Source organism: Rhodoplanes sp. Z2-YC6860 (assembly GCF_001579845.1).
In the GTDB taxonomy this organism is placed as follows: Bacteria; Pseudomonadota; Alphaproteobacteria; order Rhizobiales; family Xanthobacteraceae; genus Z2-YC6860.
Genome location: NZ_CP007440.1, coordinates 1,981,737 through 1,994,696, shown reverse-complemented (window position 1 = coordinate 1,994,696; position 12,960 = coordinate 1,981,737). Strand labels below are relative to the sequence as shown.

Here is a 12,960-nt window from a genome sequence, read left to right as displayed (position 1 = left end):
GCCGAAGGTCCGCGATATCCACGAGAAACTCGTGCGTTACGCGCGCCCCGCCAGCCCGAGCCATGACAACCGAAAAAGATCAGCGCATAGTTTTGCGGCATGACAGCCATTGATTTTGCGGCCTTCGTCGACCGGCTCGCCACGGTGTCGGGAGACGCCATCCTGCCGTTTTTCCGCACGTCACTGGGTGTCGAGAACAAGGGCGGTGCCGGAGGCTTCGATCCGGTGACCGCCGCCGACCGCGCCGCCGAAACCGCGATGCGGACACTCATCCGCCAGACCTTTCCGGACCACGGCATCATCGGCGAAGAGTTCGGCAATGAGCGCACCGACGCCGAATATGTCTGGGTGCTCGATCCGATCGACGGCACCAAGTCCTTCATCACCGGCATGCCGGCCTGGGGCACGCTGATCGCCCTGACGCGCGGCGGCGCACCGGTCTACGGCATGATGCATCAGCCGTTCACCCGCGAGCGCTTCACCGGCGACGGTCATGTCGCGCGCTACCGCGGCCCCGCCGGCGAGCGCACACTGCGGACGCGGCGCTGCGCGGAACTCTCCGAGGCGCTCTTGATGACGACGAGTCCGCTTCTGATGAAGGAGGCGGACCGCGCAAGCTTCGGCAAGGTTGAGCACGTGGCGCGGCTGTCGCGCTACGGCGGCGATTGCTACGCCTACTGCATGCTCGCCGCGGGCCATGTCGACCTCGTGATCGAGACCGAGCTCAAGCCCTACGACATTCTGCCGCTCATTCCGATCATTACCGGCGGCGGCGGCATCGTTACCGCCTGGGACGGCGGCGCGCCAACCGCAGGAGGCCGCATCATCGCGGCCGGCGATCCGCGCGTGCACGAAGCCGCGATGAAGGTCCTGCGCGGCTAGGGCATGATCCCGAAAAGCGTGAAGCGGTTTTCGGAAAAGATCATGCCCAAACAAGAGAAGGAGCTCAGGATCTGATTCAACGACGTTGAATCAGATCCTGAGCCTCACTTGAACAGCGGCGTGCCGGGCACGAAGGCATCGAACGCCGCCCAGAACTGACCGCGGTAGCGATCCTGCTCCATCATCAGCTCATGGCGGCTGCCGGCGACGATGAGATGCGAGCCGGCGCGAAGCCGGATCGCCAGTTCCTCGGTCGCCGCGGTCGACACGATATCGTCGCGGCCCGCAGCAACCAGCATCAAGGGCTGACGCACCTTGCCGGGAAACGCCGGATCGGTGAACTCGTTCATGGCGCGGTAGGCGGCGTTGAGCCAAGCCACCGTCGGCGAGCCGAGGCCGAGATCGGGCGCGGCCTCGAGCACCGCTTTGGTCCTGGCGTAACGCACCGGATCGGAGGTGAGGTGATTGCCGATATAGGGTCCGCTCGCGACCACCGTATCGTTGCCGCTCGGAACATAGGCCGAGCCCATTCCCGCGTAACGCATCGCGCGCACCGCAAACTTGGCGAAGCCGCTGTCGCGCGAGCCGGCGAGCTGGATCATCGGCGCCGACAGCACGACGCGGTCGAACCAGCGGCTGCCCTTGCGCGCCAGCCGCATCATCACGGTGCCGCCCATCGAATGCGCCACCGCGAAGATCGGCGGCGGGCAATCCGGCAGCACCACCTCCCTCATGAAGGCTTCGAGGTCGGTCTCGTATTCGGAGAAGTCGCCCACATGGCCCTTGCGGGGATCGTCGAGCTTGCGCTGCGAGCGGCCCTGGCCGCGCCAGTCGAAGGTCGCAACCGCGAAGCCGCGCGAACGCAGCTCCCGCACGGTCTCGAAATACTTTTCGATGAACTCGGCGCGGCCCTGGAACAGGCAGATCGTGCCCTTGCGGCCGGGCGGCGGATGCCAGCGCGCAAAGCGCAGGTTCACGCCGTCGCTGGTCTTGATCGTGCCGGTGACGACATCGTCGGGTACCGGATTGGCGGGGATTGAAACGAGGTCCATGAATCCGTCGGGAATCCGTCGGCCGCTTCGTTTGCGCCTTATAGCAGCCGGGCGGGCGGGCTCAATTGAGCGGCCGATGATTTGGACATAATTCCTTATATTTCCGAGTTTTCAACACCTTAACGAAGCCTCCCGGACCGCATGACCCTCTTGCGAGCCGCATTTGGCTCCCCATATCGCACGTGCAGGCCCATTCGGGCTGCATTGATCCAACCGGTGTCCGGCCCAAGTGGCGGACCACCGCATGTCGCTCATAGGAGGATATGCTTATGCGAACTTTCGATCTTGCTCCCCTCTATCGCTCGACCGTCGGCTTTGACCGGCTGTTTTCGATGCTGGACGGCTTTGAGGCTGCTCCGGGCTACCCGCCCTACAACATCGAACGCACCGGCGAGAACGACTATCGCATCACCGTAGCCGTCGCAGGCTTCGGCGAGAGCGAGCTGTCGATCGAGTCCAAGGAAAACGCGCTGACCATCAAGGGCGAGAAGCAGGTCAAGCAGGACAATGCCGGCGAGGTGCTCTACCAGGGCATCGCGGCACGCGCTTTCGAGCGCCAGTTCCAGCTTGCCGACTACGTCCAGGTGAAGGGCGCGACGCTGGAGAACGGTCTCCTGCACGTCGACCTCGTACGCGAGATTCCCGAGGCCAAGAAACCGCGTCAGATCGCCATCAACGGCAAGTCGTCGTCTCAGCCGAAGGTGGTTGACCAGAAGGCCGCGTAACGCACGCCTTCGAGTCTCAGCGGCTCGAAGCAGAGAGGAGCGCCCCGGGTTTCCCCGGGGCGCTTTTGTTTTGGGCTGATGTGGGTCACGCCACACGCGATCAGTTCGGCAAAGCCTCATGAGCGGGCTGTTCGGTTGAGGGCTTGGCCTCGGGCGCAGGCTTCGTGTCCGCGATCGGCGGCGCGGCCTGCTCCGCAGGCTTTGCGGTTTCCTTCGCGGGCTCCTTGGCCACTTCCGGCGCGGGCGTGGCGGGCGTTGCCGGTGGCGCAGCCGCGGGAGCGGATGCGCTCGCGGGCGTCGGAGCGGGTTTGGGCTTCGGCACCGGCGCGAGCTTCGGCGCTGCGGTTGTCGCGGCGCGCTTCACCGGCTTCGGCTCTTTCTTCTTCTCGGCCGCGGGCGGAACCCGCTGCGGGAAGCGCTCGGGCGGCGGCGGCAGCATGCCGTCGCGGCCGGCCGCGGGCGGCGGCACGTTGGCCAGTCGCGGATCGCGCGACGGCGGCAGGTCGGTGGTGCGCGTCGGCGGATAGGCCGTTGCGGCGCGCGGCGCATAGGGCGGCGGAGCAGCAGCACCGGACGGCGGTGGCAAATCGGAACCGCGCGCGACACCGCTGCCGGCGGGCGGCGTTGCGCGAATGACCGGCGGCGGATCGGCATAGGTCGTCCGCGGCGCGGGCGCATAGCCCGGACGCGGAGCAGAGCCCGGGACGTTTCCCGGCGGCCGCGGCGCGTTGTCGTAGGACGCGTCGTCCTCGTCATCGTCAGGCGCCGCGGGACCGCCACCATAGCGATAGCCCTCGGGCGCGACATACCTCGGCGCGGCACTTGGAAGTCCGTAGCCGTCCATGCGCTCGTAAGGTCCCACGCTGACGCCGCCGCCAGGCCCCGGCGGCATGCGCGAGGCGCTCATGGTCGGCACGATGCGGACGATCTCGCCGCGACGCGCATCGACGATGACGCGGACCTCATGATCGTTCGGCCCTATCGCATGCAGCACATAATGCGGACCGCGCCGCACCGGCCGGTCGATCGGATCGAGACCCGCGGAGCGCACGATGGTGACAACCTCGTAAGGCGGCAGGCCGCCATACTCGACGGCCTGGGCCAGCCGCATCGGCTCGGCGTGAGCCACGCTCGAGCAAGCGAGCAGCGAGGCCACCGCGGACGGCGCGATGACCGATGCCGCCAGCACCGGAAACGCTGCAAAGATCCATCGCTGTGTCACGGAATTCCCCTCCACGTCTTCCATCGCCTGGCAAAGCATCGATGCCGATTAGGGCACCGCTGGGGCGGCGTTGTTACACCTTTGCGGCAAGTTCCACGAACCTTTCGACCTCTTCGGCCCGCGTGGCGAACGAGGTCACGAGCCGGATCAGGCTTTGGCCGGAGCCGAGCCTGGCGTGATCGGGCAGGCTGTCGCTCGAGCGCACATAGAACTGCGCGCCCGCCGATTTCAGCTTCTCCACCGCGAGTTTCGGCAGCGCGATGAACACCAGATTGGCCTCGACCGGCCAGACCGGCGCATGACCCGCGGCCGCGAGCCCCGCTCCGAGTCGGTCCGCCATGGTGTTGGCGTGGCGCGCGAGGCGGAGCCAGCAGTCGTTGTTCAGGAACGCATCGAACTGCAACGACAGGAAGCGATGCTTGGACAGAAGATGCCCTGCCCGCTTTCGCCGCTCGGCCATGTGCGCAGCCATCGCGCGGTCGAAGAACACCACGGCTTCGGCGGCGAGCGCGCCGGCCTTCGTGGCGCCGAATGACAGCACGTCGACGCCCGCCTTCCAGGTGATCTCCGCCGGGCTCGCGTTCATCCGCACCAGCGCGTTGGCGAAGCGCGCGCCGTCCATGTGCACCTTCATGCCATGGGCGCGCGCAACGCCCGACAACGCCGCGATCTCGCCGGGCCGGTAGATCGTTCCGGCCTCGCTCGCTTGCGCAAACGAGAACGCCGCAGGCACCACCTGATGCGGCGCGTGTCCCTCGTAGTGCGAAACCGTTTCCGCGAGCGTCTTGGGCGTGACCTTGCAGCCGACGCCCGGCATGCCCACGAGCTTGATGCCCGCGCCGAAGAATTCCGGCGCGCCGCATTCGTCGGTCAGGATGTGCGCTTCGGCATGGGCGAACACCGCGCCCCAGGGCGGGCTCACATGCGCGAGCGCCAATGCGTTGGCGGCGGTGCCGGTCGGCACCAGAAACACCGCGACGTCGCGCTCGAAGAGTTCGCCGATCCGCCGCTCGACCGCGCGGGTGACATCGTCATTGCCGTAGCCCAGCGCGAAGCCATCGTTGCCGGCCACGAGCGCCTGGAGAATGTCGGGCGCGATGCCTGCGGTGTTGTCGCTCGCGAAATTCATGGGGCGCGCCGGACCGGCATATCAGTTCGCCGAAGCCGGACGGCCCGGCGCCCCGCGCTGTCGGCGATCGTTGGCGAGGCTGGAGTAGAACGCACGTTTCGCCTCATACATGGTGAAGTCCGCGCGCCGGGCGACATCCTCCAGCCGTTCGCCTGGGGCGCTGGTGGCGGCCCCCATCGACAGGCTGAGCAGCATGCCCGGATAGAACTGGTTGTTGAGATCGACGAGCTTGCGAACCTCCTCCATCATCGTCTCGCCACCCTCCGCATCGACTCCCGGCAGCAGCAGAGCGAACTCGTCGCCGCCGATGCGGGCTGCGCTCGACGGCTTTTCGACAGCCTTGCCGAGCACCTCGCCGATGCGGCGGAGCAGCGCGTCGCCAACCTCATGACCCCACAGGTCGTTGGCCGCCTTCAGACCATTGAGGTCGACCATGACGATGGTCACCGGCCGGAGCCCCTTGCGCTCGATACGGTTGAGTTCGTCGACGTAGAAGGCGCGATTGTAGAGCTTGGTGACCACGTCGTGCGTCCCGAGGAACTCGAGATAGGCCTCGGCCTTCTTGCGCGCGGTGATGTCGATCAGGGCCACTTGCACCTGCGACCAGTCCTGCTCGTGACCGGGAAGCACCGAGAACTGGAGGAGCACGTGCACCTCGTTGCCGTTCAAGGCGTAGTTCACCACCTCGCGCCGCTGGAACAGCTTGCCGTGCCACAGGTCGATGAGCTGCTCGCGGAACGATCGCTGCATGTCGTCGCGGAACACCTCGCCGAGACGGTGCAGCAGCGTCGTCTTGTCCGGTGCATGAAACAGCTCCAGCGTCTGCTGGTTGATGTCGAGCACGCGGATCTCGCTCATGCAGCGCTGCACGAATTCCGGATGCACGTCGGTGAAGACGCGGAAATCCTCGATGCCCCGCTCGCGGAGTTCGTCGAGAAGCTTCTTGATCGCGCTGAAGTCCTCCACCCACAGCGACACCGGCGAGTGCTCGAACAGGCCCCGGGCATAATTCTCGCTCGCCACCTGCTCGCGCCGCGCCGTTTCGCGCTCGGTCACGTCCTCGATGGCGATGAGCACCCGTTCCAGGCTTTGCTCCTGGCCGGGCAGCACCCGGCCGGTCATCCGGATGTCGATCCGCCGGCCTGAGAGACTGTAGTTGACGGAGTGGCTGAAGAACTCGGTTTGGCCGTTCCACAGCGCCGTCAGTTCCTCGACATGCCGATCGAGCATGTCGTCGCGGAACACCTTACCGAGATTGGCCACCAGATCGGCCAGATCGGCAGCCTCGAACAACGTCAACGTGCGCCTGTTGACCTTGAGCACCCGGATGCGCTCAGAGCAGGCTTTGATCCGGGAGGGATCGGCGCGCAAATGACCGGCGAGATCGGTGATGCCTTCGGCGCGCCATGTCTCGAAGAGCTGCCTGACGCCGCTGAAGTCTTCGAGCCACAGCGAAACCGGCGCAAGGTCGAACATCTCGACATCGGCGTCACTTTCGACGTGGGTCATGATCAACCTCCGACCGCTGTGGTTATTTGTCTCGCCGCAGAAACCGGTCGCGCCGAGCGATACCATTAATTCCCTTCCGCTATCCAGACGGAGACATTCGTGCGGGCGTGATTCATCAGCCCCTTCAGATCAGGCGCGGGGCCGGCGCCTCTCTCTTTTTCCTTCCCCTCACATGAGTGAGGGAGCGGAGCGCCGAGACGGCGCACCTTGGGGGCACCTTTGCGAGAGGTGCCGCGGACCTTTGCGATCAGGCCCGCTCGCCTCCCGGCGCTCCACTGTGGCGATTTATTGCGAGGCCACCGTTCGAGATTCGATCGGACCGGCTGGGTTTTCACCCACCATGCTCCAGGGGGCATTTGCGCCCGCTTTCACCCGACCGCGCCCTGCCACTGAAGGCGGCCCCCTCATCGGGGGATGCAACACTCCATAGAACTCCACGCAGCTCCACGTAACTTCCACAAACCACTGTAATTGCTTATTTAATATCTATTGCGGTATAGTCGGCTCCATAGCGATCTACTCCCACTCTCGGGACATTTTGAGGGACACCGATGGCTCGCCGCACCCGTTCCGCCTTACTGGAAAACCGTACTAACCGCCTCAAACTCGCGTTGCGGAAGAAGCCCTACACCGCACTGATCGCGCCCGGCATTTTTCTGGCCTATCGCCGCAACGCCGGTCCGGGAACCTGGAGCGTAAAGGCTCACGGCTGGCTCAAACGGTTTGCCCTTGCCGACGACCACGAGGAAGCGAATGGCGAGAGCGTGATGTCGTACTGGCAAGCTCTTGAGCAGGCCAAGAGGCTCGCGCGCGCTGGGGAAATCAACAGCGATACGCCCATCACTGTGGGCCAGGCCGTCAACGACTATGAACTCGACCTCGAAATGCGCGGCGCAAGCCGTCACAACGCGAGTAACGTCCGCATTCATCTAGGTCTATTGGCGACGAAGACCGTAGCGCTTTTGACGGAACGGGAATTGCGCGACTGGCGGACCGCGCTGATTGCTAAGAACCTTAAGCCAGCCAGCGCTGACCGCGTGGCGCGGTCTTTGAAGGCAGCACTGTCACTGGCTTCACGCAATGACCACCAACGGATTACGAACGACCGCGTTTGGCGGAATGGCTTGAAAAGGCTTCCTGACACAGAGGTCGCGCGCAACGTCGTGCTACCTGATCAGACCGTCATTGCGTTGGTCCATGGCGCACACGAGGATAACCGCGCACTCGGCCTTCTGATCGAGGTCCTTGCTGAGACTGGCGCTCGAGAGAGCCAAGTACTGCGGCTGCGTGTTGAAGACCTGCTGGACAAAAACCCCGCCGAGCCTCGATTACTTATGCCCCGCAGTCGCAAAGGACGCATCCGCAAGGTCGAGCATCGGCCTTTGCCGATCTCTACCCGTTTGGCGAGCTTGCTTCGCGAGAATGCAAAAGGCCGCGATCAGCATGATCGATTGATCGATCCCATTTACAAGGTTTCGGACAAGTTCCGTGTCGTTACGAAACGCCTGGGCCTGAGCGCGGAGATTACGCCGTACGCGCTACGTCACAGCTCAATCGCAAGGCAACTGCTGAAAGGCAAAGCGACGGCCCTTGTCGCTTCCAATCACGATACATCGATCAAAATGATCGAGCAGCACTACGGTCGGTACATCACTGGCGATCCGAGCGACGCATTGACTCGCGAGACGCTGCTCGACTTTGACAAGCCGCCGACGATGGAGAGGGTCGCTTAAGCCGATAAACTCTATCGCCGCCCGGCTTAGGCCGTGTGCGGCATTCGGTCAATGCGTTGCAGCGACCTTCAAAGGGAACATTTCCCCACCAAGCAGGTTTTCGGAGCGCTTTGGAATTATCCGAGAACCGAACATGCGCTTGATCGTCGCCGCCGCCTTGCTTGCATTCGTGCCGTTTGCGGCTAACGCTGCCGAGCAGGTTCGGGTGATCGATATCAGCAAGGAAAACGCTGCTCGCTCCGCCGCGATTATCGCTTCGGCGAAAAGCCCTTTCATCGGCACGTCGCCGCAGATCGTCAGCACTACCGCTCGCAATTCACGCGCCCAAGCGTCAGAAGCCGACGTGCGCGCTTCTCGCTCCGTGCCGCGCACGACAACACGCACAACGGCTGGCTCGTCAGATAGTGCGCTCGTTCGGATAATAACGCCCGGCAACGATGCGGTTGCGGATCGGACTTATTTGGTCCCCAGAGAATAAAGTTTCTGTTTTCGGGGCATGTGCAGCGTGTGCCAACTCGTGTCGTCGCCGCTCATTCGACACGGCAGTTGTAATGATTGAGAAAACCCATTCGCGGTATATCATCGGCTACGCAAGCGACGTGCTGACCCGCGCCACGTTGCTTGATTTCGGCAAATCGTTCGTCAGCGCTCAAGCAGCGTGACGTCGCGAGCGCAAGGCAAAATGCATTCGTACACAAATTGTGATTTCGGACGTTATTTTCCCTTCTGTGCGCTTTAACAACCGGACATGTCAATTGATTGCAAAATAGCAGTAAAGCTATTGTCACTTTACATTTTAGGCTGCGACTCAACAAACGCACTTTTAAAACCAGCTCTCGCGAGCACTTTTACATTCGGCTGCAATGTAAAGCTAACGCTTTACATTGCTCGCTTCGCGTTGCTTGTCATCGATTACGATCTTCCCGGTGCCGCATCGAGCCTCCAGCGGCAACATAAAGCGCGCTTGACGGATCGACATCGTCGTCGAATATCGACGAGCTTGCGCGCACGACATCCATACGCGAGGCGATGCGCTTGCAACATTTTGGCTCAGCAAACTTTTTGTTTGCCGATAATGCAAGAGGTTGGGACGTGGCGTTCGAGCAACTCACAAACGAGCAGTGGAACGCAATCTATTCAATAGGTGGGTGGCCCGAAGGCACCGATTGGCGTCGCAAGATTAACGAGCTTGGCCAGGCTTATCGGGAAGCACAAGCGACACGGGACAAGTGGGTCAGAGATTTGCGTGGCGTGCGGCCCGCAAAAGCAAAGCAAGAAGTTCGGGCAGCTCTCGACCTCACACGCAAGGCGCACAAAATGCTCTCAGCTTTGGATGCAGCGGGGCGACTCGGTGATCATTTTCCTCACGCCGATATCGATACGCAGGTTTATCGGCTGAAGTGCTGGCTTCGTGGCTACGATCTTTGGATCGGCAACTTCGCCGGAAAGGCTGATCCCATAAAAGCGGAGTTGGAATTCGGACTGATCGCTCTCTGGAAGGAGTCAGGTCGCGAGCCAAGGTTCGATAGAAGAAACTACCATCCTTATACGCCATACGGAGCCCTGATCGACTTTCTAAAACTGGCCCTAAGTGCCATCGTTGGCGAAACTGCTAAGCAATCAGGCATCGCGAAGATAGTAGAGCGCATTCGAAAGCACCCATCGGATAGGAACGCGTTCATCCTGTTCGCTATGCAAGCCGACAGCTCAGCACCTGACGATGCCGATAGCATTTAGCAGTGCGCTTTAAGCAAGCACCGCACCCCTACGCGCGGCGTCGTCACTTCGCTCATCGATCCGAAACAAATTCTGATCAGTGCTTCTATCGACGCGGTTCGCTCACGTGGTTCTCTGCTGCTCTATGCTGATCAATAGAGGAGCGCGGAAGTCTTGAAACCAAACACCACAGAGCAAGCGGCCGAAACTCCAGCCAACGAAATGGACGTTCAGCACGCGGCGTTCACCATCGCGGAATTCTGCAAGGCTCATCGCATTTCAGAAGCGATGTTTTTCAAATTGCGTAACGCCGGCCTTGGCCCACGCGAGATGCGCACGGGCCGCCGCGTCACCATCAGCCTGGAAGCTGCGCACGATTGGCGTCGCGAGCGCGAGGCCGCAACGAAGCTGGCCCTACAAGCTGCATAAACGAGAGAAGGCGGCCTGTGGCGGGCCGCCTTCTCTTTTGAAACAACAATTCCAAGGACAATTCGAGATGCAGACTTATCATAACAGCACGCTTGACCGCGCGCAAGCCGAAGCCATGCGCTCGCGCGCGGACGCGGCGACACGCTTACTTAAATCTGCGTTCCCGTTCACGTCGATGCCCGTTTACCTCTGCACATTCCCAAACGAACGCGGCACGGGTGCCGAGCACCATATTTACACTCGGCATCCGTCGCAGATCGCGTCGTTTGTCTCTCGCTGGGATAAGCCAGGCCGTGGCATTTTCTTCTGCGTCGGTACGGTGAAGAACGGCCAAACACGCAACAAGGAAAATATCGTCGAAACCGCCTGCCTTCATGCCGATCTCGATCTCGATAAGATTGAAAGCGATCCGAGTTGCGAAGTCGTGCTGCGCAAGGTCGCGCAATTGATGTATCAGCCGAGCGCGATTGTTTTTTCGGGCGGCGGTTTGCATCTCTATTGGTTTCTAAACGAAGCCATCCCCACGCAGGGCAATATGGAGCGCATCGAGATCGCGCTTCGCAAGCTCGCTGATTTGATTGCTGGCGATCCTGCCGTGTGTGAGGTCTCGCGCGTAATGCGTTTGCCGACATCGCACAACAGCAAGCGCGGCGCTTGGAAAGCGGTCGAGCTATTGTCACTCGAAGCAAATCGTCGCTATTCGTTGGATGACCTGGAGGATTGGCTTTCCGAAGCGCACCCCATTTTGTCGCGCAAGCCTCGCGAGGTCGTCTTGGATGTGCGGGACATTTGCCCCTTCGAAGAGTTCGGTCGCCAATCTCGCGGCCGGCGCGTCGACGTCAATTCGCGGCTTGAACAGATGACCTATCAAGGTGGCGGCGACACCAGCATTCATATGACTCAACTCTCTTGCTCCGCGGCAATGCTCAACACCGGCATGTTGGTCGATGACGTGGTTGCGATCCTATTGCATCACACGAAGCGCGCGGCTGGCCTACGCGGCGCGCGTTGGAATTGGCGTCGCGAAGAAGCTGCCCTGCGTCACATGTGCCTTAGTTGGCTCAAGAAGCGTGCGACATCCGCTGACAATGCGGAGGCTGCGTAATGAACCAGTTAATACCTCACGACACGACTGTCGACCAAACCTTGCTGCCGACGGGCGACGAGCGCTTGGACAAAATGAACGCCCGCTATTTTGTAGTCCGGGAGGGCGGCAAGGCGTTCGTTGGCACGTTCGAGCAAGACCGCGAACGTTGGAGCTTGGTTTTGATGCGTTTTTCTGACTTTAAAAGCCTTTATATGCATCAACGGATCATTGCCGGTGACCGGAGCCAGCAGCTTGGCACTTGGTGGCTCAACAATCCAAAGCGCCGTCAGTATGCGGGCCTCACTTTTCAGCCGGACAACTGTGCGCGAGTGATTGATCAGAAGCTGAACTTGTGGCGCGGCTGGCAATTCGAACCGCGCCAAGGTGACTGGTCGAAGCTCCGCGAACACATCTGGATTGTGGTGGCATCGCGTAACACTGAGGTCTTCGATTACATCTTAAATTGGCTTGCTTGGTGCGTGCAGCATCCCAATCGGCGCGCGGAGGTCGTTCTCGTCATGCAAGGCAAGCGCGGTACTGGCAAAGGCACCGTGGGGAATGCCATGTGCGAGCTGTTCGGTCAGCACGCGTTACAGATTTCGAGCGCTGAACACCTCGTGGGTCGGTTCAATGGCCACCTGCGCGATACCGTGCTGCTATTCGCTGACGAAGCCTATTGGCCCGGCAACAAAGGCGCTGAGGGCACCATCAAGCGTCTTGTCACCGAACCGACCATCTTCATCGAAGCGAAGGGTCGCGACGGCATCGAAGTTCCCAATCTGCTGCATGTCATCATGGCAAGCAACGAAGATTGGGTCGTTCCGGCAGGTGAACGTGAGCGCCGCTACTTTGTGGTGAAGGTCAATGACGAGCACCTTCAGGACCACGCATGGTTCAATGCGATTAACAAACAGTTGGAAAACGGCGGTTACCAAGCGATGCTCCATGATCTTTTGCTTCGCAAAATTGGCGACTTCCATCCCCGCCAGCTCCCGAAGGCGAATGATTTGACCGACCAGCAGGCGCGTTCGCTTGATCCATTGGACGGCTGGTGGGCTGAACTGCTGGAGACCGGGGTTTTGGTCGGCAGCGACCCCAATGAGCCCAACCGCGCCGTCTCAAACAAGTTCGAGCAGAAGGTTTCGAATGTGAGTGGCGACCGCGTGATCATTCGACCCGGCCTGTATGATCAGGCACGCAGCATCGAACCTCGTCTTCGCGCTTATAACGACCATAAGCTCGGCGCGTATCTCACCCAACAAAGCTGCGACAACAGCCGCAAGGTCATGCGCCATCGTGGCTGGACGTTCCCCGATCTGACCGAGGCTCGCGAGAAATGGGTGGAACGCTTTCCCGGCTGGAAGTGGCGCAATCCGAACCTGACCGAATGGCAGCACGAAATCTCTGATGATCCGAGCGAGATGGCTCCGATGGATAACCCCGACGACGTTCCGTTCTAGTGGCCGCTTCGGCGGC

Annotated in this window: 12 protein-coding genes; 8 read left to right on the top strand and 4 right to left on the bottom strand. The window is 61.5% G+C overall.

Going from position 1 to position 12,960, the window contains the following annotated elements:
* Positions 1–99 precede the first annotated feature (99 nt).
* Positions 100–882, top strand: a complete 783-nt coding sequence (hisN, locus tag RHPLAN_RS09375; protein WP_068016410.1) for a histidinol-phosphatase — start codon at positions 100–102, stop codon at positions 880–882.
* Between the two features lie 104 nt (positions 883–986).
* On the opposite strand, the gene RHPLAN_RS09370 is transcribed toward hisN, so the two are convergent.
* Positions 987–1,934, bottom strand: a complete 948-nt coding sequence (locus RHPLAN_RS09370; protein ID WP_068016407.1) for an alpha/beta hydrolase — start codon at positions 1,932–1,934, stop codon at positions 987–989.
* Positions 1,935–2,203: 269 nt separating this feature from the next.
* Between RHPLAN_RS09370 and RHPLAN_RS09365 the strand changes: the two genes are divergently transcribed.
* On the top strand, positions 2,204–2,659 hold the full coding sequence (locus tag RHPLAN_RS09365) for an Hsp20 family protein (RefSeq protein ID WP_068016404.1): 456 nt from the start codon (positions 2,204–2,206) through the stop codon (positions 2,657–2,659).
* Between the two features lie 100 nt (positions 2,660–2,759).
* Here the strand turns inward: RHPLAN_RS09365 and RHPLAN_RS09360 are convergent, their stop codons facing one another.
* The 3 genes from RHPLAN_RS09360 to RHPLAN_RS09350 form a co-directional block, all read right to left on the bottom strand.
* Positions 2,760–3,881, bottom strand: a complete 1,122-nt coding sequence (locus RHPLAN_RS09360; protein ID WP_157100167.1) for a hypothetical protein — start codon at positions 3,879–3,881, stop codon at positions 2,760–2,762.
* A 73-nt stretch (positions 3,882–3,954) separates the two neighbouring features.
* The gene (locus tag RHPLAN_RS09355) at positions 3,955–5,010 is read right to left on the bottom strand and encodes a threonine aldolase family protein (protein ID WP_068016397.1); all 1,056 of its coding nucleotides are present in this window, start codon (positions 5,008–5,010) and stop codon (positions 3,955–3,957) included.
* A 21-nt stretch (positions 5,011–5,031) separates the two neighbouring features.
* Positions 5,032–6,519, bottom strand: coding sequence for a sensor domain-containing diguanylate cyclase (locus RHPLAN_RS09350; RefSeq protein ID WP_068030910.1), 1,488 nt, complete (start codon positions 6,517–6,519; stop codon positions 5,032–5,034).
* A 551-nt stretch (positions 6,520–7,070) separates the two neighbouring features.
* On the opposite strand from RHPLAN_RS09350, the gene RHPLAN_RS09345 reads away from it, so the two are divergent.
* The 6 genes from RHPLAN_RS09345 (at position 7,071) to RHPLAN_RS09320 (ending at position 12,944) form a co-directional block, all read left to right on the top strand.
* The gene (locus RHPLAN_RS09345) at positions 7,071–8,252 is read left to right on the top strand and encodes a tyrosine-type recombinase/integrase (RefSeq protein WP_068016394.1); all 1,182 of its coding nucleotides are present in this window, start codon (positions 7,071–7,073) and stop codon (positions 8,250–8,252) included.
* Between the two features lie 133 nt (positions 8,253–8,385).
* Entirely contained in the window at positions 8,386–8,730 is a 345-nt protein-coding gene (locus tag RHPLAN_RS39175; protein WP_157100166.1) for a hypothetical protein, read from the top strand.
* Positions 8,731–9,287: 557 nt separating this feature from the next.
* Positions 9,288–9,989: a hypothetical protein gene (locus RHPLAN_RS09335; RefSeq protein ID WP_157100165.1), complete on the top strand. Its 702-nt coding sequence runs from the start codon at positions 9,288–9,290 to the stop codon at positions 9,987–9,989.
* A gap of 153 nt (positions 9,990–10,142) precedes the next feature.
* The gene (locus RHPLAN_RS09330; protein ID WP_237180091.1) at positions 10,143–10,397 is read left to right on the top strand and encodes a hypothetical protein; all 255 of its coding nucleotides are present in this window, start codon (positions 10,143–10,145) and stop codon (positions 10,395–10,397) included.
* A gap of 67 nt (positions 10,398–10,464) precedes the next feature.
* Positions 10,465–11,502, top strand: coding sequence for a hypothetical protein (locus RHPLAN_RS09325; RefSeq protein WP_068016385.1), 1,038 nt, complete (start codon positions 10,465–10,467; stop codon positions 11,500–11,502).
* Entirely contained in the window at positions 11,502–12,944 is a 1,443-nt protein-coding gene (locus RHPLAN_RS09320) for a primase-helicase family protein (protein WP_068016383.1), read from the top strand. The genes RHPLAN_RS09325 and RHPLAN_RS09320 overlap by 1 nt, the downstream gene beginning before the upstream one ends.
* Positions 12,945–12,960: the final 16 nt, after the last annotated feature.

Coding starts and splice junctions, on each gene's coding strand:
- RHPLAN_RS09350 (WP_068030910.1), bottom strand. CDS start 6,519: ATGACCCACGTCGAAAGTGACGCCGATGTCGAGATGTTCGACCTTGCG.
- RHPLAN_RS09355 (WP_068016397.1), bottom strand. CDS start 5,010: ATGAATTTCGCGAGCGACAACACCGCAGGCATCGCGCCCGACATTCTC.
- RHPLAN_RS09345 (WP_068016394.1), top strand. CDS start 7,071: ATGGCTCGCCGCACCCGTTCCGCCTTACTGGAAAACCGTACTAACCGC.
- RHPLAN_RS09320 (WP_068016383.1), top strand. CDS start 11,502: ATGAACCAGTTAATACCTCACGACACGACTGTCGACCAAACCTTGCTG.
- RHPLAN_RS09325 (WP_068016385.1), top strand. CDS start 10,465: ATGCAGACTTATCATAACAGCACGCTTGACCGCGCGCAAGCCGAAGCC.
- hisN (WP_068016410.1), top strand. CDS start 100: ATGACAGCCATTGATTTTGCGGCCTTCGTCGACCGGCTCGCCACGGTG.
- RHPLAN_RS39175 (WP_157100166.1), top strand. CDS start 8,386: ATGCGCTTGATCGTCGCCGCCGCCTTGCTTGCATTCGTGCCGTTTGCG.
- RHPLAN_RS09370 (WP_068016407.1), bottom strand. CDS start 1,934: ATGGACCTCGTTTCAATCCCCGCCAATCCGGTACCCGACGATGTCGTC.
- RHPLAN_RS09365 (WP_068016404.1), top strand. CDS start 2,204: ATGCGAACTTTCGATCTTGCTCCCCTCTATCGCTCGACCGTCGGCTTT.